General features: G+C 61.2%; 23 protein-coding genes. 8 read left to right on the forward strand and 15 right to left on the reverse strand.

Annotated elements, in window-relative coordinates:
- The first annotated feature begins 6 nt into the window (after positions 1-6).
- Positions 7-933 carry a metalloregulator ArsR/SmtB family transcription factor gene (locus ABIT76_07665; protein ID MEO7933019.1) on the forward strand — a complete coding sequence of 309 codons (927 nt, stop codon included), beginning with the start codon at positions 7-9 and terminating at the stop codon, positions 931-933.
- On the opposite strand, the gene ABIT76_07670 is transcribed toward ABIT76_07665, so the two are convergent.
- The 8 genes from ABIT76_07670 to ABIT76_07705 form a co-directional block, all read right to left on the reverse strand.
- On the reverse strand, positions 930-2,150 hold the full coding sequence (locus ABIT76_07670; GenBank protein MEO7933020.1) for a cytochrome P450: 1,221 nt from the start codon (positions 2,148-2,150) through the stop codon (positions 930-932). The two genes, ABIT76_07665 and ABIT76_07670, sit on opposite strands and share 4 nt — an antisense overlap.
- A 5-nt stretch (positions 2,151-2,155) precedes the next feature.
- A complete protein-coding gene (locus ABIT76_07675) occupies positions 2,156-3,478 on the reverse strand; it encodes a glycosyltransferase (protein ID MEO7933021.1) in 1,323 nt (440 codons plus the stop codon).
- A gap of 85 nt (positions 3,479-3,563) precedes the next feature.
- The gene (gene dltB / locus ABIT76_07680) at positions 3,564-4,781 is read right to left on the reverse strand and encodes a D-alanyl-lipoteichoic acid biosynthesis protein DltB (protein MEO7933022.1); all 1,218 of its coding nucleotides are present in this window, start codon (positions 4,779-4,781) and stop codon (positions 3,564-3,566) included.
- Complete coding sequence (gene dltA / locus ABIT76_07685; protein MEO7933023.1) at positions 4,778-6,217, reverse strand: D-alanine--poly(phosphoribitol) ligase subunit DltA; 1,440 nt, start codon at positions 6,215-6,217, stop codon at positions 4,778-4,780. Before dltA ends, dltB begins: the two co-directional genes overlap by 4 nt.
- A 1-nt stretch (position 6,218) precedes the next feature.
- A complete protein-coding gene (locus ABIT76_07690) occupies positions 6,219-6,350 on the reverse strand; it encodes a hypothetical protein (GenBank protein MEO7933024.1) in 132 nt (43 codons plus the stop codon).
- The gene (locus tag ABIT76_07695; GenBank protein ID MEO7933025.1) at positions 6,337-7,542 is read right to left on the reverse strand and encodes a D-alanyl-lipoteichoic acid biosynthesis protein DltD; all 1,206 of its coding nucleotides are present in this window, start codon (positions 7,540-7,542) and stop codon (positions 6,337-6,339) included. The genes ABIT76_07690 and ABIT76_07695 overlap by 14 nt, the downstream gene beginning before the upstream one ends.
- A complete protein-coding gene (dltC, locus tag ABIT76_07700) occupies positions 7,539-7,796 on the reverse strand; it encodes a D-alanine--poly(phosphoribitol) ligase subunit DltC (GenBank protein MEO7933026.1) in 258 nt (85 codons plus the stop codon). Before dltC ends, ABIT76_07695 begins: the two co-directional genes overlap by 4 nt.
- Before the next feature lie 111 nt (positions 7,797-7,907).
- Entirely contained in the window at positions 7,908-8,333 is a 426-nt protein-coding gene (locus tag ABIT76_07705) for a hypothetical protein (protein MEO7933027.1), read from the reverse strand.
- A gap of 151 nt (positions 8,334-8,484) precedes the next feature.
- Here ABIT76_07705 and ABIT76_07710 point away from each other — a divergent pair, with 151 nt between their 5' ends.
- Positions 8,485-9,408 (forward strand): cation diffusion facilitator family transporter, encoded by a 924-nt coding sequence (locus ABIT76_07710; protein ID MEO7933028.1) that lies wholly within the window; start codon positions 8,485-8,487, stop codon positions 9,406-9,408.
- 94 nt (positions 9,409-9,502) lie between these two features.
- Here ABIT76_07710 and ABIT76_07715 read toward each other — a convergent pair whose 3' ends face one another.
- From ABIT76_07715 to ABIT76_07725, 3 genes are all read right to left on the reverse strand, one after another.
- A complete protein-coding gene (locus ABIT76_07715; protein ID MEO7933029.1) occupies positions 9,503-10,237 on the reverse strand; it encodes a hypothetical protein in 735 nt (244 codons plus the stop codon).
- Between the two features lie 325 nt (positions 10,238-10,562).
- Positions 10,563-12,662 carry a TonB-dependent receptor gene (locus ABIT76_07720; protein MEO7933030.1) on the reverse strand — a complete coding sequence of 700 codons (2,100 nt, stop codon included), beginning with the start codon at positions 12,660-12,662 and terminating at the stop codon, positions 10,563-10,565.
- A gap of 195 nt (positions 12,663-12,857) precedes the next feature.
- The gene (locus ABIT76_07725; GenBank protein ID MEO7933031.1) at positions 12,858-13,178 is read right to left on the reverse strand and encodes a hypothetical protein; all 321 of its coding nucleotides are present in this window, start codon (positions 13,176-13,178) and stop codon (positions 12,858-12,860) included.
- A 296-nt stretch (positions 13,179-13,474) separates the two neighbouring features.
- Here ABIT76_07725 and ABIT76_07730 point away from each other — a divergent pair, with 296 nt between their 5' ends.
- From ABIT76_07730 to ABIT76_07740, 3 genes are read left to right on the forward strand one after another with little or no spacing between them, the layout of a single operon-like run.
- Entirely contained in the window at positions 13,475-15,265 is a 1,791-nt protein-coding gene (locus tag ABIT76_07730; GenBank protein ID MEO7933032.1) for a ClcB-like voltage-gated chloride channel protein, read from the forward strand.
- The gene (locus ABIT76_07735) at positions 15,262-15,687 is read left to right on the forward strand and encodes a hypothetical protein (GenBank protein ID MEO7933033.1); all 426 of its coding nucleotides are present in this window, start codon (positions 15,262-15,264) and stop codon (positions 15,685-15,687) included. Before ABIT76_07730 ends, ABIT76_07735 begins: the two co-directional genes overlap by 4 nt.
- 13 nt (positions 15,688-15,700) lie before the next feature.
- Positions 15,701-17,977 carry a copper-translocating P-type ATPase gene (locus ABIT76_07740; GenBank protein MEO7933034.1) on the forward strand — a complete coding sequence of 759 codons (2,277 nt, stop codon included), beginning with the start codon at positions 15,701-15,703 and terminating at the stop codon, positions 17,975-17,977.
- Here ABIT76_07740 and ABIT76_07745 read toward each other — a convergent pair.
- The 3 genes from ABIT76_07745 to ABIT76_07755 form a co-directional block, all read right to left on the reverse strand.
- Positions 17,974-18,864 (reverse strand): hypothetical protein, encoded by an 891-nt coding sequence (locus ABIT76_07745; GenBank protein MEO7933035.1) that lies wholly within the window; start codon positions 18,862-18,864, stop codon positions 17,974-17,976. The two genes, ABIT76_07740 and ABIT76_07745, sit on opposite strands and share 4 nt — an antisense overlap.
- A complete protein-coding gene (locus tag ABIT76_07750; protein ID MEO7933036.1) occupies positions 18,851-19,594 on the reverse strand; it encodes a 16S rRNA (uracil(1498)-N(3))-methyltransferase in 744 nt (247 codons plus the stop codon). The genes ABIT76_07745 and ABIT76_07750 overlap by 14 nt, the downstream gene beginning before the upstream one ends.
- 79 nt (positions 19,595-19,673) lie before the next feature.
- Entirely contained in the window at positions 19,674-20,621 is a 948-nt protein-coding gene (locus tag ABIT76_07755) for a hypothetical protein (GenBank protein ID MEO7933037.1), read from the reverse strand.
- 132 nt (positions 20,622-20,753) lie between these two features.
- On the opposite strand from ABIT76_07755, the gene rplS reads away from it, so the two are divergent.
- The 3 genes from rplS to ABIT76_07770 all read left to right on the forward strand — a co-directional run bounded on the left by rplS (position 20,754) and on the right by ABIT76_07770 (position 22,175).
- Positions 20,754-21,107 (forward strand): 50S ribosomal protein L19, encoded by a 354-nt coding sequence (rplS, locus tag ABIT76_07760; protein ID MEO7933038.1) that lies wholly within the window; start codon positions 20,754-20,756, stop codon positions 21,105-21,107.
- Between the two features lie 77 nt (positions 21,108-21,184).
- Positions 21,185-21,823, forward strand: a complete 639-nt coding sequence (locus ABIT76_07765; GenBank protein ID MEO7933039.1) for a ribonuclease HII — start codon at positions 21,185-21,187, stop codon at positions 21,821-21,823.
- Positions 21,762-22,175 carry a YraN family protein gene (locus ABIT76_07770; GenBank protein MEO7933040.1) on the forward strand — a complete coding sequence of 138 codons (414 nt, stop codon included), beginning with the start codon at positions 21,762-21,764 and terminating at the stop codon, positions 22,173-22,175. The genes ABIT76_07765 and ABIT76_07770 overlap by 62 nt, the downstream gene beginning before the upstream one ends.
- Here the strand turns inward: ABIT76_07770 and ABIT76_07775 are convergent.
- Positions 22,172-22,627, reverse strand: coding sequence for a hypothetical protein (locus tag ABIT76_07775; protein MEO7933041.1), 456 nt, complete (start codon positions 22,625-22,627; stop codon positions 22,172-22,174). The two genes, ABIT76_07770 and ABIT76_07775, sit on opposite strands and share 4 nt — an antisense overlap.
- Positions 22,628-22,645: the final 18 nt, after the last annotated feature.

Here is a 22,645-nt window from a genome sequence, read left to right on the forward strand (position 1 = left end):
CAGCTTATGGCGTCAACCCTAAAAATTCTCCGCGTCCTCGTCGATCCGACCCGGCTCCGGCTCCTGCGGCTGCTCGGTCAGACTGAATTGACCGTGGCCGAAATGCAGGAAATTCTCGCCATGGGCCAGTCGCGCATCTCGACTCATCTCGCGCAACTCCGCCAGGCGGGACTCGTCGCCGACCGTCGCGCGGGCAAAAATATCTACTACGGACTCGCCCCCAACTCGGCTCAGAAACCGTGGTTTCGCCTCATGGAAGACAGCGCCGCCGAGCTGACCGAGACCGACCGCGACGACCGTGCCCTCGGGCTCGTTCTCAAGAAACGACAGGACACCGCCCGCGAGTATTTCGATAAACTGGCAGGGAAATTTGGCCGCAGTTATTGTCCAGGCCGGTCGTGGCAGGGTCTCTCGCACCTGCTGCTCACGCTCGTTCCGCGGGTCGTCGTCGCCGATCTGGGAGCGGGCGAAGGCACCCTTTCCCAGCTCCTCGCCCGCAGCGCGGAGAAGGTCATCGCCATCGATAATTCCGAAAAAATGGTCGAGTTCGGCTCCAATGTTGCGCGCGAAAACGGCTTCACCAACCTCGAATACCGCCTCGGCGACATCGAGGCCCCGCCCATCGAATCCAACTCCATCGACCTTGCGATCCTGAGCCAGGCGCTGCATCACGCCAGTTCGCCGATCCTGGCTTTGCAGGCGGCGCACAAAATCCTCAAGCCCGGCGGAAAAATCCTCATCCTCGACCTGCTGGCGCACAACTTCGAGCAAGCCCGCGAACTCTACGCCGACCTCTGGCTCGGCTTCGGCGAGGCCGAACTCCTCGAAATGCTCGAGCAAGTCGGCTTCAAAAACGCCGGAGTTACAGTCGTATCGAAGGAACCCGAGGCCCCCTATTTCCAAACACTCCTCGCCAGTGCGGTGAAAGCCTAGACCGTCACCTCCAGCGGGCCGACGGAGCGAAACGTGGCGAGCGGTTTCCAGGTGACGGTCTCGCTTGCGAGCCGCGCATGGGGGAATCGTCGGAAGAAAGCGCTCAGACTCGTCGCGGCGATTTCGCGTCCGAAGTCGGCTCCGGGACAGGTGTGCGGGCCGAATCCGAACGCCGCCGTGCGCGTGCGCCGCTGAGTGGGATCGAAGTCGTCCGGGTTTTCAAATGCCTCGGGATCGCGATTGGCTGCGCCGAGCAGAAACGAAACCCCTTCGCCGGGCTGGATCGGCACGCCGCGTATCTCCAGCGGCACACTGGCGTGCCAGGTGGTGAGTTGCACCGGTGTCTCGAAACGCAGGATTTCCTCGAGCACGGGCGGAGCAAAATCGGGCTCGGCGATGAGGCGTTGCACCACGGCGGGATGCCGCAGTAGGGTGAGAATCCCATTGGCCATGAGCGCGCTGGTGGTGTCCTGTCCGGCCTGAATGAAGAGGATGGCGGTGGCGGCGAGTTGGGGCGCGCTCTGGATAATTCCGCGGGTTTGCATCGACAGCAGCCGCTCCAGAAACGGGGCGGGTTTCGTGCGAGCACCGGCTTCTCCGGCGGCCTCGGTGATCCAGTTTTCGAGGGTTTCCATCGCGGCGCTGGCCTGCTCGAGGCGTTGCTGATCGAAGTGATTGCCAAACCCGAGGCTGACGCTTTGCAGATGCGCGCCAAACTCCTGCCAGCCGTGGTTGTCCAGGCCGAGCATGGCGAGGTTGAGTTGCAGCGCCACGCGCCGGGCGAAATCTTCCGCGGCGTCGAAAGTTTTCCGCGCCGCCAGATCGTCCAGCGTCTGCCGCAGAATCGTTTCCAGAATGGCACTGTGACCCGGCTCATCCAGCACGCGATTGACCAGACGCCGCGCGGGCGCGTGATGCGGCGGGTCGCGAAAAAGGGGCCATTCGCGTGTGACTCGCGCGTAAGCTTGCAGGGCGGGAGGCACGTTTTCCAGAGGCTGATTCCAGAGAGAACTGCGGTGAACCGAGCGTTTCAACACGGGGTTTTTCAAGCCGGCCTCGACGTCGCTCCAGCGGGTGACGAGATAACGCGGCACGCCGTCCGCCTGCGGAGGTTCGACGCGATGGACGGGGGAATTTTCCCGATACCAGCGATAAACCGGGTAGGGATCGGCGCAGACCTCCGGATGCGTGAGGTCGAGCGGCAGCGGGAAAGTCATGGAGGTTAGTCGGCGGCTCCTGAAAGCAGTCGGCGGAGTTTCTGAAAAAAGGTGAGAGGTGGCTTTGGTGGAGCGGGTGCGGGACGATTCTTTAGAGCTTTATACTTCTCGAAAAGCTCCGAGTGCCGGGCCAGCAAATCGGCGTGCTTGCTGCGGAGCGCCTCCATTTTTTCCTTTCTCTCACCTTGACGGGCAGCCAGGCGCAAGCTCGCGAAAGTCTGGTGCTGGGCCGCGATGGCTTCCCAACTCTTCTGCAAATTACCAACGGGAAACGAGGGCAATCGCAACGGCACGCCCTGCGTTTTGCGAAGGCTATCCATCGGTATTTTGGAGAGGTGCAGTTGGAAGCGCAGGAAATCAGCGCCCGCAATCATGGGATCGTAATCCGTGAGCGAGCCCGCCATCGCCGCGGCTTCCGCGTAGAGTGGGATCAGACTCGCCATGGTTTTTTCCAGGGTCGCCTCTTCGCGAATGCGCTGTGAAAAGAGCGCCGCGTCCACGGGATCGTAGCGGTCCATTTCGCGTCCGATCACCTCGGCATCCAGTGGGAGGCGCATCGTGTGGTAGCCGAAATTGTAATCTCGCAGCTCGTCGTAGTTTTCCGTTCGCGCCAGGTGACCCGCGCCGAAGAACTCCAGTTGCATCACGGCGCAACCGACGGCGGCCGCCTCCAGCGCGACGCGGCCTTTGGCGAAAACGAGATCAAACTCGGGAAAGAGCGTCTCCAGGTTTTCGACATTGCCCCCGAGGCTCGTGCCGACGGTGCATAGCTCGATGCCACGCGCCTCGCAGGCCGCTCTCGCCGCCAGCACTGCGGGGTGTTCCGGCACCAGATAATTGCTGGCCAGTAGCGCTCGCCGGGGTTTCGCGGGAAGCGGGCTGCGCGGGTGAAATTTGCGGTTGTCGAAGTGATTTAAAAGAACCGTCACGCGGGCGGCATCCACATTTTCCTCCTCCACCCAGCGTCGGCGGCAATCCTGATCCACGACGATCCAGCGAACCACGTTGGGCAGCCGACAGGCGCTTTCCTGCCAGGCTTCCGGCGAATGACAGACGGATATGACTGGAACTCGCCGATAAGTCATCGCCGCCAGGGTGGTCTCGATAATGTGCTGCCCGTGAATCACATCGGGCGGCCCCGGCAGCGCGCGGAGATCGTCGCTCACCGGGATGCCCAGTTGCAGAAGGCGGTCGGACTGCGCGCCGAGTTTGAGGCTGAAGCACATCGGCTCGTGACCGGCGGCCAGCAATGCCTCGGCGATCTCGCAAAGGTAAAGCTCGGTGCCGGCGCGCGCGTCGAGGGTGTTGTTAGTGAGCAGGATCCTCATGGGGGGCGGGCAGTGTTAACCAGATTTCCCCCGGCGCAAAGCGCGGGTTTCGCGGAACAGTGCGATGGAACTCGCCTGTAAAAAGTTATCGGTTCGAGCGCGAGGAGCCAGCCGCCGGATGATGCACCGCGACTGGCTGCACGGGCACGCCTCCGGCGAAAATCAGGAATCCGAGGCAGACGCAGTGAAACGTGAGCACCACGGAAAGCGCGTCCGTCCAACGCCGCGTGCGTGTCCATTTGCGCCGCTTTTTGTAAGCCGTCCACTGCTCGTAGCCGATCATCAGCCCGGCCTGATAGAAGCCGTAAACAATGTAATGCCACTTGGTGCCGTGCCACACGCCCATGAGGCCGAACGACAGCAGCAAGCCGAGCGCGGAGATAGTCTGCGCGTTTTTTATGCGGCCCCATTTCATCATCCCCATGACAAACCGCATGTAGATGTGATCGCGAAACCAGGCCGACAAACTCATGTGCCAGCGGTTCCAGAAATCGCGGATGTTTTTGGCTAGAAACGGCTTGTTGAAATTCACCGGCGTCCGGATTCCTAACAAATAACTAACACCGACTGCGAATGCGCTGTAACCTGCGAAGTCGAAGAAAAGATAAAGCGCGTAACCATAGAAATACACCACCGGACGCCACACGCCGGCGTGATCCAGAAGCGCTCCGAGCACGAGCTTGTTCAGGTAATGCGCGACGATGTATTTGTAGAGAAACCCGGTGAATATCTGATGCACCGCCACATCCAGATCGGCGAAAAATTGTTCCCGCGTGCGGACGGCGGCGTAGTCTTTCTGGAAACGGGCAAACCGGTCAATCGGCCCGGAGGACACCGTCGGAAAGAAAAACAAATAAGCAAAGAATTCCCCGAGTCCGAGGCTGCGCACCTTGCCATCCTGGATGCCGACTAACAAATCAATCGAACGAAACACCGCATACGACACACCGGCGAAACCGAGCGGATGATTCAGATGTCCAAAGATGCGCGAGAGCACCAGCGGCCCGACTGCGAGTGCAATGGAAGTCGCAAAAATCCAGCGCGAGTCGCTTCGCTTGCGGCTCTGCAAAAAAAGGACCGCCACGAAGCATTCCAAGCCGCCGTAGATCGCCAGCCAACCCAGCTCGGAAATGTGCGAGTCCGCCGCAGGCATCGCGCCGCCGTATTGGATGACTAACATCACGGCACTAACAGTTAGTATCCAGAAGCGCATCGAGCCGCGCCAGAGATTCATCCAGAGCAGCGGAATCGCCGAGACCAGAGCCGCGATGCCGAAATAGAAATAGGAGGCGTAGGGAATCATGTTAGCTCCGCCAGCTTCCGCCGGTCCACTTTGCCATTGATCGTCATGGGAAACTCGTCGAAGAAGCGGAAGTTGCGCGGCAGCATGTAGTCGGGCAGCTTCTTTCTCAACGCGCCGCGCAAGGTTAGAATGCGCTCCGTCGGGCTGGCGGATTCGCCGCTGTAAATGATGCAGGCCGTCAGCGAAGTCACTGTGCCATCCTCCAGATTGGTTAGGACCACGGCGTCGCGCACCTGCTCCAGTGAACGTAGATTCGCCTCCAAGTCGCCGAGTTCGATGCGATAGCCATTCAGCTTGATCTGCGAATCCATGCGTCCGTCGAAGTAGAGTTGAGTTCCATCGAAATGACCCCAGTCGCCGGTGCAATACGACCACACGCCGTCGATCTCGCGGAAGGGTTGCTCGTTCGGACGCGGGTTTAAGTAGCCCGGACTAACATTCGGACCGGAGATAACAATCTGACCCCGCTCACCCGTCGCAACGTCGTGCAGCTCGTCATTCAAAATACGGATGCGGCAGCCTGGAGTCGGCTCGCCGACGGGAAGCTCGCCCGTCGCGATCCAATCGGGCGTGATAAGAACCGAACTCGTCGCCACTGTCGCCTCGGTCGGGCCGTAGGTGTTCCAGACTTGCGCCGCGGGAAAACGCTCCAGCAAAGTCGCCGCAACGGCTGGCGGAAGCGTCTCGCCGCAGAAAAGAAAACGGCGGAGTTCCATCAGATTCTGGCCATGGAACTCTGGATTTCCCGCGCACAAACGCGCAAAAGACGGCGTGGAAACCCACGTGGTGAGTCCATGGTTAGTCAGCAGCGCGGAGAGCGCCGTCAAGTCGGTGAGCAGGGCTTTGGTCACACTCACCAGCTTTCCGCCGCAGCGCAGACAGGGAAATAAATCCATCACCGACAAGTCGAAGCAGAAGGGAGCTTGATTGAGAAAAACCTCGTTCTCTCCCAGCTTTTGTTCGGTCTCGATCCAGTCGGTGAAAAACTCCAGACTGCGAGCCTGAATCGGCACGCCCTTGGGTTCGCCCGTGCTGCCGGAGGTGAAAATCACATACGCGATTTCCTCGTTTCCAACCATCTCGCATTCCACGCGCTCGTCCGATAACGATGCAACTCGCTCGGGCGTTAGTACTAGCGGTTGCGGGAGGTTCCCCAGAATCGCCTCGATGCGGCCCTGCGGCATGGACGATTCGATGGGAACGTAGGGATGCCCGGCTTTGAGGCAGCCGAGAAAAGCCTGAATCATCTCCGGCTCCTTGTGCCCGATCACGGCCACCGGGCGTTGCCGGGGCCCGCCTTCACGGGAGACGAGTGCGGCCACGGCGTCGGAACGGCGGGCGAGTTCGCCGTAGGTCGAGGTGCGTTCGCCACTGACATGAAAGATGCGCTGCGGGTCTTCGCCGGCGATGTTAGCAACGACTTGGAGTGTTCTCATGTTAGAAGCCTTGATAGATAAATTTCGGCGTCTCAAACGAGCCGCTCATTTCCATCCAGAGCAAGGTGAGGAGGATGGCCAGGTAGTAGAGCGTGAGCCAGAGAGCGCGCGGCTTTTGGTTAGGATTTGTCATGGTAGAAAGCGTCGATGACCTGGTCGAAAAAGAGCCAGCCTTTGTCGGTGAGATGCGAGACGTGCTCGATGAGGAAATTGCCGTCGTATTCGTGCTCCTCGAAGGTGCGCGCCGGGTAGCCGTATTTCGCCGCCATCTGCCGCACCCGCTGGTAATAGACGTCGCGCCGGGCAAACGGGACGTTGTTTTTATCCTCGATCGGGCCGTCCATGGGAACGCTTAGTACTAGCGCTTTCGCGCCCAGCTCGTGCAGCGTGCGGAGGAGCAAATCGTAGTCGCCCCAGACTTCGCTCGACTCAAACTGCACCGTGCCCGGTTTCTTCCGCATCTTCAGCGGAGCGGACGGATGAGGGTTCACAACGGGCTCGCCGCTTTCCGGGTCGTGGCCGACCCAGGAGGCCTCGACGTCGGACACGGACTCCGCATTCATTATCTCCTCGGGCCAATTCACCACCCGGCGCTGCTCGGGCTGCACCTTGGCGAGATGCCGGGTCGGATCCAGCATCCGGCGGACCGTTTCAAAGTTATCCATCACCTGCAACGAAAACAGCCATCCGCGTCCCATCGGATTCAGCAGGCGCGATAAATCCCTCTGCCAGCGGACGTCACTGGCGGCGAAGGCAGTCGCTGTTTTCAGCAGTTCAGATTTCTCCAGCGGAGCGGGAAACTGCGCCAGCCGCCGAGCCGCATCATGCTTTAACTCGGGGCTGAACCGCCCGAAAAGCAGGCTGCCCGTGTGCAGCAGCGTGGCGTTGCCCTCGTAGTTGCTAACATTGAGCGGGCCGGCAAACCAATTGGGCGAGAGCACGATCACGACCTTGTGCCCGCGCACTTGGGGACCGGCGGCGGCGAGTTCCTGGAGCATGACCAGCGGCGTCGTTCCCCCGCGACCGACGGGATAGGCCTTAAACCCGGTCGGGGCGTTGATGAAAAAATCTCCCGGCTTCGTCTGCACCCGCTTCTGCAATTCATACGAACCCAGCTCCGAGCTGCCGTAGATCGGCAGGTAATGCCCCATCTTAAACGCCAGCCGCTGGAGTGCGCTGCCCGTGATCTTCTGCGGGAAAAACAGCTGCGCCGTACTCCGCTCGTTCTCCGCCTCATACTCACGAGCCTCGTGCGTGACCATGGCCACGATGGCGATGACGAGCAAAACGGCCACGGCTGCCGCGAGCAGATGCGGATATTTCAAGCGGGCAAATGCGACTCGACCGACTGCAAAATCCCGCGCGGGGTGGACCATTCCTCGCGCACCACGTCGGCGGGAGTCAGATTGATATGGAAGTGACTGGAGAGCTCGACGAGCAGGCGGACGAGGGTGAGCGAATCGAGCAAGCCCTCGTCGAAGAGGTTCAAATCGAGGAAATTCTGCAAGTCGGGCAGGCCCGTGAGGTCGGAAAGAATCGTCAGGACTTCGCCCCGAAAGGCGTCGGAAGAGTGCGGCATGGGAGTGGGTTGGAAAACTTAGAAGGCGTTCGACGTAAAATGTTCAACCTATTTTCCGTCCGTAAACAACAACGCCGCCAGTGGACTGGCGGCGCGGAAGTTGGGTTTGGGTTAGGCCGCCGGAGCAGCAGCCGGGGCGGCGATGTCGCTCTGGGCGATGACTCGCAGCGGGATGTGGGCCAGGATTTTCTTCTCAAAATGCACGTCGAAATGATACGTGCCCGCCTTGGCGATGGTGCCCTGGAGCGGCGTGATCATGTTCTGAGTCGAAAATCCAGCGGTGCCGGGGGGCATGTTCACATCCATCTTCGACTCATTGGGAGCCGACTTGTCGGGCTCGCCCGAATCGTCCACGAGTTGGATGTAAAAGGCATGGCTGCCGTGGTCTTTGGCCGTGAAGCTGAACCGCAGCGCCAGCATGAAGCTGAAATTCGCGGGGAAACTTTGGGCGATGATGGCGTCGAATGCGCCGATGACGTTTAGTTTGCCTTGGTTTTCCGAGGCAGTATCACAGAGGGTGGCTACGAGTAATTCCATATTGGGGTGCGAGAGCGTGGCGGCGTTTGCCGTGCGATGCAAGTCCCATGAACGGGAAAACTTCCCCGCTGCCGTTCGTTTTATCCGACCTCGGAATCCGGCAACCTCGATAAATCTTGCCTCGCTCACCCTCCCGCCCCTTCTTCAGTTTATGCCACACACCCACGACCACGATGGCCACGGCCATTCGCACACACCACCGAGTAACAACAAAGCCTTCGCCATCGGCGTCACCCTCAACCTCGGCTTCGTCATCGCCGAAGTCGTCTATGGCCTGTCCGCCCACTCGCTCGCCCTCCTCTCCGACGCCGGGCACAACCTGAGCGACGTCTTTGGCCTGCTCATCGCCTGGGGCGCCATCCACATTAGCCAATCCCTGCCCACGAAACACCGCACCTACGGCCTGCGCCGTTCCTCCATTCTGGCTGCTTTGACCAACGCCATCGTGCTCCTCATCGCCGTCGGCGGCATCGCTTGGGAAGCCATCGGGCGCTTCTTCCACCCCGAAGCCGTCGCCGGCCACACCGTCATGTGGGTCGCTGCCGTGGGCGTCGTCATCAACACCGCCACCGCCCTCCTCTTCATGGCCGGGCGGAAGAACGACCTCAATATCCGGGGCGCCTTTCTGCACATGGCCGCCGACGCCGGAGTGTCGCTCGCCGTCGTGCTCATCGGGTTTGCCATCCACGCCACCGGCTGGCTCTGGCTCGATCCGGCCGTCAGCCTCCTCATCGTCGTCGTCATCGTCTGGGGCACTTGGGGATTGTTGCGCGACTCGGCCAATCTCGCCATGGACGCCGTTCCGCCCGGCATCGACCCGCACGCCGTGGAGGCTTATCTCGTCGCGCTGCCCGGCGTTCGGTCCATTCACGATCTGCACATCTGGGGAATGAGCACCACCGAGACCGCGCTCACTGCACACTTCGTCATGCCCGAGCCGCCTGCGGGCGACCGATTTCTGCACGACCTCTGCCACGAGTTGCACGAACACTTCGACATCGGCCACGCCACCCTCCAGATCGAGCACGGCGACGAGGGCATCGTCTGTCACCTGGCCCCAGCCCACGTCGTCTAGCTCCCCCGGCTTTCCCCGCATCTTCGCGGGGCCAAAGAAAAAGGGAGGGCACCGGCTGGCACCCTCCCCTTGGCGATAGGCATGGGACTCGACTCTAGCCGCGGACGGTCAAGGCCAGCGGCTGCGACATTTGGCCAAAGGGCTGGCCCTGGTAGCGGTATTGCACCTCGAAGGTCCAGACTTCGGCGGTGCCGGGAGCGGGCAGCGGCTCGGTGACGTTGTAGCGGCGGCTGAGGGAGACACCGATGAGGCGTTTCGGCTGGCCGGGGCGGGTGAGGTAAACATCGTAGCCCTGGAACGGGCCCTTTACGCAGGTCAGCTCAGGATGGCCGCTGGTGAACAGATCGCCCGTGAGGACCGGGATCGTGGTGGCTGGCTGGGGCGCGGGAATCTCCGCGCCCTCGATGCCGAGGAGAATGCCGTCGGCGGGATCGTAGTTCGTCGCTGTCTTTATGCGGGAGACCATGCTGCTGAAGAAGGTGAAGAAGCCCGGCTCCAGCATCGCCTCGGTGCCCGGTGGGATCGGGGGCAGAAGCGGCACGGCGGGCAGGATGGGTCCACCGGGCAGAGCCACGGCGACGCCGGGGTTGCTCGTGGTCATGGTATCGCGCGTGGTGGTGAGGCTTTGCGCCCAGTCGCGTGCGGAGCTGAGGGCTTTCTGGAACCAACTCCAGACGAGCAGCGCTTGGGTGATGCGCAGAATATCCGCCGCGCTGAGGCCGTATTTCAGGGCGAGCAAGCCGCCGTTGGCATTGATGTTGGTGTCGAAGGCGAGCAGCATGGCTCCGATTCCTTCGGCGTTGGTGGGCATGTAGGATTGCTTGGGCATGGCCAAGAATGGAATCGTTCGATGAACAATCCAAGTTATTTTTTTGCCAGTGATGATTTTTTCGTTGTTTGGGCTGGCTCCGGTTTCGTGCCAGAGCGCTCTGGTGTCGCTCCAGAGCGCTCCGCCGTTGTTCCAGAGCGCTCCACCGTGGCTCTAGAGGGCTCTGCCGTCGCATTGCAGTCCTCCGCCGTCGCTCCAGAGGACTCCGGTGCGGCTCCAGAGTGCGATGGAACTCCGTTGGAGCGCTCTGGAGTCGCGGCGGAGAGCTTGGGAAGGACCCTGGAGATCGGTTTTTAGAGGGTGGGACTTGTTTGCCCCGGTCCACTTAGAATTCCCAGGTGATGCCGCCGAAGAATCCCCTGCGCGGGCCAAACTGCGGAGCGCCTACGCCGATGCCCGAGCCGTCGCGCAGCTCGTAGCTCTCATCGAGCAGGTTTACCACATCGAGGCGGGCTTTGATGGTGTTTTTGCCACCCAGTTTCCAGGTATGCTCGATGCCGAGATTGACAGTAGCGTTGGCGGACAAGTTGTCCGAATTGGCAAAGCCACTCCGCAGTCCACTGCCGTAAAGGAAATCCGCCGAGAACCGCGTTTCGCGCCAGAGATAGGACGCTCCGCACGAGGCGGTGACGCGCTGGTCGTGATCGAGAAACACCGAGTGCTGGCTAATGTAATCGATTTCATCCGGGCCAAATTGAAATTGACCCGACGTGATCGTTTTCCCGGTGGCCCGGCCCCAGGCGAGATTGGCGTAGGCGGAGAGATTTCCCTGCTCGTAGTTCGCCGTTAGCTCGGCACCATAGATTTCGCCCTCGCGATAGTTAAACGGCGAGAAGATCAACGCCGAGCCAAACTGCCCCTCGTCGAGCTGGCTGTGGGCGTGTTTGTAATAGCCATCGAGCCCGACTTGCAGCCCCGGCGCGAGTTTCTGCGTCACCCCGGCATCGAAGTAATCCGCCCGCTCGGAGCTCACCGGCGTGCTGGTCTGGATCTCCGAGGCATTGCTGGTCCCGGCAAACTTCGCGATGCTGCCCGATTGCACCAGCTCCAGCGGCGGCGGTGTGAAGTAGCGGGCATAGCCGAGGTGCAACGTCGTCTCCGGCGTCGCCTCATAGACAAAGTTCAGGCGCGGGCTGAGTTGGTTTTCATTCGTGTAGGCATTCACCACGTCGAAGCGGCCCCCGGCATTGATCGTTAGATGGTTTAGCGGATGCCATTCGTCTTGCAGATAAATGCCGTAGAGGAAGCCGTTTTTGTGGCCGTTATCCGCGATGGCGATCGGCGTCGTTCCGCTTTGGTTGCCCACCGCATCCACGGGGAAAACGGAGGTCGTCGTGCGGAAACGGGCCGTCTCAGCCGTGTAAATGAATCCACCACGCAGGGTGTGCTGGTCGTTCAACGTGAAATTTCCATCCCACTGCAACCCGTTTGAAAAAATCGACCGATCCACCCTGCTCGCCACGCCATTGAAGATCAAATCCCCCGCCACATCCGGCGAGAAAGCGACCCCGCTGTATCGGGTAAAGAGCGAGAGCTGATAGTCGAGCCGACCCGACGTTTTCTGGTAGCTGAGGATGGCGTAATCGTTTTTTTCCCGCTGGTTTTCATCCAGCCGCGCGGAGTCGAAATGACTGACTCCATCCAGCGCGAAGGCGGGCGATTGCCCCGGATTATTCGGAATCTGGAAATGCGCGTCCGATGCACTCAGCAGCAGGCTCAGCCGACTCTCCGGATCGATCACGTAGGAGAGATAACCGAAAGCCTTCCCCTGGTCGGTGTCGTCGTGGATGGCCCGCGTGCTGCCCGTGGGATTCTCGATGCCGAGATCGTTGTGCAACAAGCTGCCGGTGAAGAAATACTCCAGCGCCCCGGTTTTTCCACCCAGCGACAGGCTCGGCTGCACCGTCTCGTGACTTCCCCCATAGAGCGACAACGACCCGCCACTGAGCGCGGCCCCGCTCTTCGTCGTGATGGAGATGACGCCCGCCGTGCGATAGCCAAATTGCGCCGGGAGCGCTCCTGTAATCAGGGCCAGACTGTCCACAAAACGCGTGTCCAGCTCCTGCCCGAAGCCGCTGATGCCCTCGGGCAACAGCACGCCATCGATGCGGTATTGCAGATTCGCATGCTCGCCCCGGAGATGGAGCTGGCCGTAGGAATCCTGCGCCACACCGGGCAGCCGCAGGATGGTTTGGTTAAAGGGAGCATCCTCCCCTTGGGATTGAGTGTCCAGCCGGGTGCGACTGATCTGGTAGGTGGTGGCACCGAGACTGGCATCGATGTCGTTGCGGGCGGCATCGAGCTGGCTGGTGACTTCCATTTCGCTCAAAGTCGCAGGAGTCTCCTGCGAGTGAACGATGGACGGGATGAAGAAAGCCAGCGCGAGGGCATGGCGAAGCGTGCGTGAAGTGAGTAGAGATAACATAATTTTCCTGAGTAGTGCTGGGCGCATGGGCCCGTGGTTTGGCGGCAGGCGAGAGCCCGCGCGGAGTGTGAATGGCCCCGGCAGTGTGGGATCGTGAACCGCCGCACCCGTCCGACGCCTCAAGATGGGCGAAAAAACCGGCTGCGATTGGCTAAAGACCACCCGCGCCAGAGCAGGCGGGGGTCGGTCGATCACTCAGGAAATCGAGGGCGGCGCGCGCCCCGGCAGCAACTGCCACACTCCGCCACAGACCACCGGCAAAGCCACCACCGGCTCTGCCACACCCACCATCGCCACGGGCGGCTGCCAGAGGGGAACTCCCGTGGTTTCCAATCCTCCGGCGAGCATCGTGTCCACCAGACAGCTCTGTGATTTCTCACCACGAGCCTCGTCGTGGTGGTGATGCAACCGCTCATGCCACTGCGGACTCGCAGCTAGCAGCAGCGCCGCCAGCAGATGGAGCGCCACGATGCCACCCAGGATTCTCTGGGAAACAGGATGCGCGCGCCACGACATGAGCCACGCATACAGACGGGGGAGGGTGGCGTCAAATTACATTTGGATGAAACTCTGCCTCCCCTCGTTCCCAAACTCCTGTTTGGGAATGCCAGTGTCCGCGAAACTTTGTTTCGTCTGGAGACTTCGGCTGAAGGAAACAGAGTTTCCCAGACAGGTGCGTTCCCAAACTGGAGTTTGGGAACGAGGTGCCGTCGCATTGGAGTCCGCGTCCGCCTGTCGCTCCAGAGGGCAGGTGCGGCGAAGCTTTTAGGCAAAGCAGTTGCCCCCAGGCGAATCTCGGCCATCGTGCCGGGGTGAATGTCTCTGAAATCCCTCCGGCTCAGGCGGGTGATCTGCGGCGGCTCAAGCTCTGGGCTTGGTTTTCCGAGCTGGTGCGGCCGAATGAGTTGCAGGTCAACCTCTTCTGGGCGGGGATCATTGGCTTTCTGGGGGCGGTGCTCTCGGTGGGGTTTCGTCAGCTCACGCAGGTGGTGCATTGGCTCTTTACCCGCAGCGACGGCGGCTATGTGGAGACGTTTGCGCATCTTATCTGGTGGCAGCGGCTGCTGGTGCCCGCGCTCGGGGGCCTCCTCGCGGGGCTGGCGCTCTACTTCGGCACGCGGCTGAAGGCGGGCAAGACGAGTGCGGATTACATGGAGGCCATCGTGCTCGGAGACGGCGTGCTGTCGTTTCGGCAGAGCCTGGTGAAATGTCTCTCGGCGCTGCTTTCCATCGCCAGCGGGGCTTCGATCGGACGCGAGGGGCCAATTGTGCAACTCGCGGCCATGTCGGGCTCGCTGGTGGGGCGGTTGCGCTCCATGTCGGCGGTGCGGTTGCGCCTGCTCGTGGCCTGCGGGGCGGCGGCGGGCATTGCCTCGGCTTACAATGCGCCCATCGCCGGGGCGCTCTTCGTTTCGGAGATCGTCCTGCGCTCAATGTCGATGGAAAGTTTCGGGCCGCTGGTGTTTTCATCGGTCATCGCGACGCTCACGGTCCGGCAATTTCTCGGGGGCAATCCGCTTTACGAGATCGCGATCCCCGCAGTGCGCTTAAACTCGAATTGGGAAATGCTCCTGTATCTGCTGCTCGGGTTGCTGGCGGGTCTCGTGGCGCCGCTCTTTCTCTGGTCGCTGCGCAGTGGCGAACGGCTGTTTGCCCGGGTGCCGATCCCCGGGTTTCTGCGGCTGGCTTTGGGCGGATTCACCGTCGGTCTGCTCGCCATCTGGCATCCCGAGGTTTGTGGAAATGGCTACAGCGTGGTGAATCACATCCTGCACGGCGGCTATCTCTGGCCCGCGCTGCTGGCGATCCTCCTCTGCAAATGGCTGGCCACGGCGACGTCGTTCGGCTCGGGGGCGGTGGGCGGTGTCTTTACGCCCACGCTCTTCGTGGGGGCGGGCGGCGGCTATTTGTTTGCCATCGCGGCCCAGAGCTTCTGGCCTGGAGCGCCGCTGGTGCCCAATGCGTTTACCCTCGTCGGCATGGGCGCGCTGCTCGCTGGAACGACCCACGCGCCGATCATGGCGATCATCATGCTGTTCGAGCTGACGCTGGATTATCAGATCATTCTCCCGCTCATGCTGGCCTGCGTGGTGGCGCATTACGTCAGCCTGGCCTTCGAGCCGAAGTCGATCTATGCCGAGTCGCTCCGGCGCAAAGGCGCGGGCCAGTTTCAGCTCGATGCGCTCCGGGTGGAGTCGCTCATGAATCGCACGGTGCCGAGTGTGTCGGAGACGGCTGCCTTCGGCGACATCGTCCAGCATTTCCTCGGGAGCCGTTACAATTACCTCTACGTCCTCGATGGGGCCGGGGCCTTTCGCGGGGCGATCTCCCTGCACGACATCAAGAACTACCTGAACGACCCGCACCTCTCGCAGATCGTGATTGCCGACGATCTGGTCGTGGAACCGTTTCCGAGATTGCACCCGGAGTCGGGTCTGTCGGAGGCGTTGAATGCGTTTGCCTCGCACGACGGCGACCGGCTGCCCGTGGTGGAAACCGGGGCCGCGCAGCGTCTGCTCGGGAGTATTTCCAAAAACGATGTCCTCCTCGCGCTGGCCGAGCAAACGCGGCAGGATGGCAGTCCGCACGCTTCATCCCAATGAAACTCCGCCCTGTCTTCCTCAGCGTCCTTCTTTTCACAGCCAGCCTCCCGGCGCATTCCGGGGAGCCAGCGGTGAAGATCAATGTCTCCGAACGCCGGGCGCAGATTCGCGAGGCGCTACTGAAACTCGCCCCTCTCGGCAGTCGCAGCGCGGAAGTGCTCGCGCTCATCCAGCAGCGACTCCTGCCGAAGGACAGCCCCGCGCCGCCGCTGCTCGCGCGTCCCGCCAGCGGCCCCTCCGCCGAAGCTTCCGACCGGCGCGGCGTGAAATCGATCCAACTCGACCTGGGCGATTATCCGAACCCCGGGCTGCTCGCGATTTCCCCGACGTTTCCCTTCGAGCAATCGCTCCAGGCGCAATGGGCCTTTGACGCCGACGACCGACTGATCGAGCTTTTTCTGGATCGCAGTCTGAAGCAATAGCCCGCCACCATTTATGAACTCCGAACACTCCTGCTGCGGCGGTCACGATCACTCGGTGACCCCGCCCGCTTCCGCGAAATATTTCTGCCCGATGTGTCCCGGAGTCGAATCCGACTCGCCCGGAGCTTGCCCGAAATGCGGCATGGCTCTGGAACGCAATCCGTCGTGGAAACCTCAGAAAATTTACACCTGCCCGATGCATCCCGAAGTCGTGCAGGATTCGCCCGGCGCGTGCCCGATCTGCGGGATGGCGCTGGAGTTGCAATCCGCCGCCGAGCCGGAGGACGACGCGGAATTGCGCGACATGACCCGCCGGTTCTGGTTCGGCGGACTGGCGGCGCTGCCAGTATTTTTGCTGGCGATGGCGCATATTTTCCCCGGCTCGCCGCATTGGCTGATGGGCTCCGCCTCGCGCTGGACGCAGGCCATTCTGGCGACGCCCGTGGTGCTCTGGGCTGGCTGGCCGTTTCTCGTGCGCGGCGCGCGTTCCCTGCGCACGGGCCATTTCAATATGTTCACGCTCATCGCGCTCGGCGTCGGCTCGGCCTGGCTTTACAGCGTGGCGGCGATGCTCGCGCCGGGCTGGTTTCCGAGTTCCATGCGAATGGACGGCGGCGTGGGCATCTACTTCGAGGCGGCGGCGGTGATCGTGGTGCTGGTGTTGCTCGGCCAGGTGTTGGAACTCCGCGCGCGCAGTCGCACCGGGAGCGCGATCCGGGCTCTCCTCGAGTTGGCGCCCGCCACGGCGCGTCTCGTGGAGAAGAATGAGGAACGCATTGTACCGCTGGAAAGCGTCCGGGCCGGAAACATTTTGCGAGTAAAACCGGGCGACAAAATCCCGGTCGATGGCGTGGTTTCCGAAGGGCAGTCGCAGGTCGATGAGGCCATGCTGACCGGCGAACCGCTCCCAGTCGCGAAGGCGGCGGGCGACCCCGTCACCGGCGGCACGATGAATGGCACGGGCAGTTTTCTGATGGAGGCGCGGCGGGTCGGAGACGAAACCGTGCTCGCCCAGATCGTGCGGATGGTCGGTGATGCGCAACGCAGCCGCGCTCCGATCCAGGCTCTGGCGGACCGGGTGGCAGGCTGGTTTGTGCCAGCGGTCACCGGCATCGCGCTGGTGACGTTTCTGATCTGGCTCTTACTCGGCCCGCAACCAGCCCTCGCTCATGCGCTGGCCAATGCGGTCGCGGTCCTGATCATCGCCTGCCCGTGCGCGCTCGGACTGGCCACGCCGATGAGCATCATGGTCGGCGTCGGGCGCGGCGCGCAGGCGGGCATCCTCGTTAAAAATGCCGAGGCGCTGGAGCGGCTGGAAAAGGTGACGCTCGTGGTGATGGATAAAACCGGCACGCTCACCGAGGGCAAACCGCGCGTGGTGCAGGTCGTGCCCGCCCCAGATTTCGATGAAACTCAACTGCTCGCCCTCGCTGCCGCCGTTGAAAAAAACAGCGAGCATCCCCTCGCCGCCGCCGTCGTGCTGGCCGCCGTTGAGCGCGGGCTGGCCCTGGAAAATGCAGCCGACTTCCAATCGACCACGGCGGAAGGCGTTCGCGCCCGAGTCGGTGAACGTGCCGTTTCCGTGGGCAAACTGGAGTTTCTAAAACAAGCCGAGACTTCCATTCCAATGGAACTCGAACGTGCGGCGGCCAGCCTGAATACCGAGGGCAAAACGACGATTTTCGTGGCGGTCGATGGCAAGTTTGCCGGTTTTCTGGCCATTGCCGACCCCGTAAAAGCGACGACACCGGCAGCCATCGCGAGTCTGCACGCCCTCGGTCTGGAGGTGGTGATGCTGACCGGCGACAACCAGCGAACCGCCGCCTGGCTGGGGCAGCAGCTTGGGTTGGATCAAATCATTGCCGAAATCGCCGCCGCTGGAAAACACGATCAAATCGCCGCCTGGAAACGCTCGGGAAAACGCGTGGCGATGGCAGGCGACGGCATCAACGACGCCCCCGCCCTGGCCGCTGCCGATGTCGGCATCGCCATGGGCACGGGCACCTCCATCGCCATGGAAAGCGCCGGAATCACCCTGCTTGGCGGCGATTTGCAGGGCTTGGTGCGCGCCGTGGTTTTGAGCAGGGCCCTGATGAAAAACATCCGGCAGAATCTGCTGTTCGCTTTTCTCTACAACGCCCTCGGCATCCCCATCGCTGCGGGCGTGTTTTACCCCGTCTTCGGCTGGCTGCTCAGTCCGATGATTGCCGGCGCGGCGATGAGTCTGAGTTCGGTCTCGGTGATCACCAACGCCCTGCGCCTGCGCTCGGTCTCCCTCGACAAAAGCTAACGTTTTCCGCCGGAATATTTCTCGTAGTCGGCTTGGAACTTTTTGAAGTCGGGAAACGTCTGGTGGTAATTCGCCGCGATCGCCTGCTCGACGGTTTGCCCGGCGATCAGAGCATCGGCGAACCCGACGAATTGCTGGCTCGTGCCTTTCGACATCAGGAAACGGACGAACCGTTCGCTCGTCTGGTAGAGCCGCGAGACGTCCTTCGTATTCTGCGGATAAGCCTCGAGATGAATCAATTCCTCCAGCGGCATATCGGCGACTTCCAATCGATTCTGGAGGCGCTTCAAGGTCTGGTTTTTGCGCCCGGCCACGGCGGCGCTGCCCATGTATTCAGCGACGCCCTCGTTCAACCAGAGCGGCCAGCGGCGTTCGCGGTAAATGCGCGCGACCACGGCATGGGTCGTCTCGTGAGCCAGCGTTTGCGAGTCAAAGGAACCGCCGTTTTGCCCGCGCACATTCAGAAAAAGTTCGTCACCGTAAGCGAAACTGCTGGTCCATTCCGGCATCTGGGTTTTCGCCACAAAACTGGCCCATTCCCCGGCGTCCTCGAAAACATAAACATGCGACTTGCGGGCGTATTGAGCCGGAGTGGTGCCAAGTTGCGCGGCGATGAAGGCGAGGTTGAACTCGACTTCGCGGCCCACTTTCCGCGCCTCGGTCATGCGCCGGAAATGAATGTAGAAATTCGGCGTCTCAGCGACTTTCCATTTCTCCGGCAGGATGGCGAGCGCGACCTGGCCTTTCTCGGAAATGCCCTCCTGCGGGACTTTGTCGGGCGCGATTTCGGCAAGCGGAGTTTCGCGCGGCGGCTGCGGCGGCGTGAGTTGACTGTAACTCGACTGAAGGGCCAGTCCGAGGATCAGGCCGACTCTAAAAAAGCTCATGGGCGAGCACGCTCAGGCAATACAAGCTAGCCGTTTCCGTGCGCAAAACGATGGGTCCCAGCGTGATCGGCTTGCAGCCGTGGCTCTTCGCCAGTGCGATCTCGGCGGGGGTGAAATCTCCCTCCGGTCCCACGAGAATGAGGACGCTGGCGGGCGGTTTGCCGGTTTCTTTTTCGACTTCGGCGAGGACGTTTTTCAACCCGCGTGCATCGGGCTGAAGCGAGGCGATGAGCATGAGGTCGTAGCGCGTGCCCTGCTCGAAAAAGGCCTTGGGCGAGAGCGGTTTGGCGATTTCCGGCAGCCAGTTTTGGCCGCATTGTTTGGCTGCTTCGATGACTACTTCCTGCCATTTGGCGCGTTTTTTATCGGAGTCGCCCGCGTCGATCTGAACGACGGTGCGCTCGGACAAAATCGGAGCAATCACCGCCGCGCCGAGTTCGGTCGCTTTCTGGACGATGAGGTCCATGTTTTTGCCCTTGGGAATGGCTTGCCCGAGCGTGATCGCGGCCTTCAGCTTCGGCGTGCGGGCTGTCTGCTGGGCTTTCAAGCGAACGCCATTTTTTTTGGTCTCGGCGATTTCGGCGGTGATTTCAGTTCCATTGCCATTGAAGACGACTACGCGCTGGCCCTTTTCGAGACGGAGAACGTCGAGCGCGTGATGCGATTCTTCAGGGCTGAGAACGAGCTGGTCGGGGTTCCAATCGGCGGCGGGAATGTAAAAACGATGCATGGTTTTAAAGAAAGGACGGTAAGTGTCGCGCAAGCAGACGAATCTTCAACAGCAGGGTTTTTCCAGTCGAGTTGCGTTGTTATTTCGGCAGCAGGGCGCGCAATTTGGCCTCCGAACCGTGCAGGGTGAGGACGTGGCCCTGCTGATTCTGCGAGCGCAGCGCCAGCGCCCAGCCGTCGAGATTCGCCATCTGCCAGTCGTCATCATTGGGTTCGAGGCCAAAATCTTCCGCCCGAAAGAGCATCAGCACCGCGTGCGAATCCTTCAGCCCGATCTGGACCACGGTGTGTCCATCGACCTGATTCACCCCCAGGACCGACGCTGAGGCCGAGGCGAATGCAGGCGGGATCGGATAATTTTCCAACCCGTATTTGAGAAAGAGCACGTCGGCGAGTTCGCCCACGGGCACGTCCACGGCCTGCATTTCACTCGGGGACAACTCTTCCGCGGCATCGACAAATTTCTGCGCCAGCACTTCGTCGGCCTTCGACTGCCAGTCGTTCCAGATCCAGGCCGCGACGGCGCAGAGCACGAGCCCGGCAAAAACCAGGGAAATGCCGAGCGGGCTGAAGAGGCGAAACGGCGGGCTGGCCTCCTGCACGGTGACGGCGAAACGGTTGAGCATTTCCGCTGAAACCGGGATCGAGACCAGCGCGGCGGCGATTTTCTCCATGGGCATGGAAGTCGCCTCATCGCCCTCGGACGGACCGCAGATGGTGGTGATTTCTCCTGGGGAAAACTCCCCAAAACCGAGCAGCGTGGCCACGGCGCGGTCGCGGGTTTTCATCCACTGAAATTGCGGAGGAAGATTGCTGATCGGAGCGTCGCCACGCGGAAGGGGCCGGGTTTCCCAGAGCGCGCGGAGGAGTTGCACGCGAGTTTCATGCGAATCAGCGGCGGCGAGGCGGGTGAGTTTTTCATCCAGCACCTCGTGGACGAGGCTCTCGGCCTCCTCGTTGATCCCGGCCAGAGCCACGGAAAACCGATACAGCACCGCGAAATCTGTGGGGGAGAGGGACGAGATCAAGGCGCGAAACTAAAATAACGCGGCGGAATCGACAAGCGCCGTCTCTCTGGGAGAATGAACGAAGTTTTCGGTTGCGTTTGGCTTTGAAACAGGTAGTTATTCTGCCCCTCTCAACCAGCGGGGACTTTTTCTATGAGCATCATTATCGACAAAATCGAGCAGGAACAATTCAAGACCGACCTTACTCCCTTCAACGTGGGCGACAGCGTGAAGGTCCACACCCGCGTCGTGGAAGGTGACAAGGAGCGCATCCAGATTTTCGCCGGCATCGTCATTGGCAAAAAAGGCCGCGGCCTAAACGCCATGTTCACCGTCCGCCGCATTTCTTATGGCGAAGGTGTCGAGCGCGTATTCCCGATTCATTCGCCTCGCATCGCGAAGGTCGATGTCGAGCGCCAGGGCAATGTGCGCCGCGCCAAACTGAATTATCTCCGCGGACGCAAGGGCAAGCAGGCCATGACCGTGAAGCAAAAGGCAGCCGCTTAATCGTTCTGATTCGACTGTAACTCCTTTCAAAAAAGGCCGGGCTTTCACAGTCCGGCCTTTTTTATTAGACTGAAGCCATGCCCTGCTCCCTGCGCCACGAAAACCGACTGCGCGCGCTCGGCCACAGCCGCATCGCCGGAATCGACGAGGCGGGTCGCGGCCCCTTGGCGGGGCCGGTCGTGGTGGCGGCGGTGATTTTGCCGCTAAAGTTTCGCCATCGGGTGTTAAACGACTCGAAGCAGCTCAACGAGAAACAGCGCGAATCCATTTACCTCGAGATCAGCACCCGCGACGACATCGTTTGGTCGGTGGTGAGCATCGAGCCGTCCGAGATTGACCGGCTGAACATTCTCCGCGCCACGCACGAGGGAATGCGCCGGGCGGCAGCCGAGTTGGAACCGGATCACGCGCTGATCGACGGCTTGCCGGTGAGGCCGTTTCCCTATCCGCACACCGCGCTGGTGCAGGGCGACGGGCTGAGTTTTAGCATCGCGGCGGCCAGCATTATTGCCAAAGTCACCCGTGACCGGCTGATGCACGAGTGGCACGAACGGCATCCGATTTACGAATTTTCCCAAAACAAAGGCTACCCAACGCCGCAGCATCTCGCCACACTGCGCGAGCATGGGCCTTGTCCAATTCATCGCCGCTCGTTTGCGCCGGTCGCCCAAAGCTGGCTCGACTTCGGACCATCTGGAACTCGGACGGACGGGTGAAAAACTGGCCGAGCGCCATCTGCGGCGTCACGGTTACAAGGTGCTCTATCGCAACTTTCGCGGCCCGCACGGCGGCGAGGTGGACATCATTTGCCGCGACAAGAAGGAAAAGAAACTCGTCTTTATCGAAGTCAAAACCCGCACCTCGGAGAAATATGGACGCCCCATCACGGCGGTCGATCACGGGAAACAATTTTACATCGCGCGCGGCGCATTGGCCTGGCTGCGAATGCTGGATGACCCGGAAGTCCCCTTTCGCTTCGATGTCGTGGAGGTCGTCATGGACGAGCCGCAGCCCACGATCACCATTGTGACGGACGCCTTTTCCCTGCCCGCGCCGTATCGTTATTAGCGCCTGACCAGCTTGTAAGACGTATTAAAAACCATCGGGCCGTTCTCGGTTTGCACCGAAAAACTCACCGCTCCATGGCTCGTATCTGCGGGGGTCGTCTGGCCCGTGACCACTTTCACGTCGCCCTTGTCGTTCGTCGCCTTGCCGGTGAATTTCACTGGCTCGCCCTTGGTCATTTGCATCACCGTTTCGTCGCTTGCCTGCAAAAAGAGCTTCCCCGTTTCGCTCTTGAAAGTAAATGGAGTCACCTTCAACTGGTAGCTCCCGAGATACGCCTCTTTCTCGTGCTCCAGCGTGCTGACGATCAGGTTTGCCTTGGCCAGGGACACCTTTGTCGCGCTCGGCTCGACGATCATTTTCGGCGCCTCCTCCGCATGAGCGAAAGAAGAAACTGCCAGTCCCAAAACAAACAATGCCGTCTTCATGACGCGTAGAAATCGTTTTTGTGACACGCCTGTAACGTATCAAAT

Source organism: Chthoniobacterales bacterium, from assembly GCA_039930045.1.
Classification (GTDB): Bacteria; Verrucomicrobiota; Verrucomicrobiia; order Chthoniobacterales; family DASVRZ01; genus DASVRZ01.

Coding starts and splice junctions, on each gene's coding strand:
- ABIT76_07665 (MEO7933019.1), top strand. CDS start 7: ATGGCGTCAACCCTAAAAATTCTCCGCGTCCTCGTCGATCCGACCCGG.
- ABIT76_07735 (MEO7933033.1), top strand. CDS start 15,262: ATGAAACTCCGCCCTGTCTTCCTCAGCGTCCTTCTTTTCACAGCCAGC.
- rplS (MEO7933038.1), top strand. CDS start 20,754: ATGAGCATCATTATCGACAAAATCGAGCAGGAACAATTCAAGACCGAC.
- ABIT76_07715 (MEO7933029.1), bottom strand. CDS start 10,237: ATGCCCAAGCAATCCTACATGCCCACCAACGCCGAAGGAATCGGAGCC.
- dltC (MEO7933026.1), bottom strand. CDS start 7,796: ATGCCGCACTCTTCCGACGCCTTTCGGGGCGAAGTCCTGACGATTCTT.
- ABIT76_07745 (MEO7933035.1), bottom strand. CDS start 18,864: ATGAGCTTTTTTAGAGTCGGCCTGATCCTCGGACTGGCCCTTCAGTCG.
- dltB (MEO7933022.1), bottom strand. CDS start 4,781: ATGATTCCCTACGCCTCCTATTTCTATTTCGGCATCGCGGCTCTGGTC.
- ABIT76_07740 (MEO7933034.1), top strand. CDS start 15,701: ATGAACTCCGAACACTCCTGCTGCGGCGGTCACGATCACTCGGTGACC.
- ABIT76_07705 (MEO7933027.1), bottom strand. CDS start 8,333: ATGGAATTACTCGTAGCCACCCTCTGTGATACTGCCTCGGAAAACCAA.
- dltA (MEO7933023.1), bottom strand. CDS start 6,217: ATGAGAACACTCCAAGTCGTTGCTAACATCGCCGGCGAAGACCCGCAG.
- ABIT76_07670 (MEO7933020.1), bottom strand. CDS start 2,150: ATGACTTTCCCGCTGCCGCTCGACCTCACGCATCCGGAGGTCTGCGCC.
- ABIT76_07725 (MEO7933031.1), bottom strand. CDS start 13,178: ATGTCGTGGCGCGCGCATCCTGTTTCCCAGAGAATCCTGGGTGGCATC.
- ABIT76_07720 (MEO7933030.1), bottom strand. CDS start 12,662: ATGTTATCTCTACTCACTTCACGCACGCTTCGCCATGCCCTCGCGCTG.
- ABIT76_07765 (MEO7933039.1), top strand. CDS start 21,185: ATGCCCTGCTCCCTGCGCCACGAAAACCGACTGCGCGCGCTCGGCCAC.
- ABIT76_07710 (MEO7933028.1), top strand. CDS start 8,485: ATGCCACACACCCACGACCACGATGGCCACGGCCATTCGCACACACCA.
- ABIT76_07750 (MEO7933036.1), bottom strand. CDS start 19,594: ATGCATCGTTTTTACATTCCCGCCGCCGATTGGAACCCCGACCAGCTC.
- ABIT76_07675 (MEO7933021.1), bottom strand. CDS start 3,478: ATGAGGATCCTGCTCACTAACAACACCCTCGACGCGCGCGCCGGCACC.
- ABIT76_07690 (MEO7933024.1), bottom strand. CDS start 6,350: ATGACAAATCCTAACCAAAAGCCGCGCGCTCTCTGGCTCACGCTCTAC.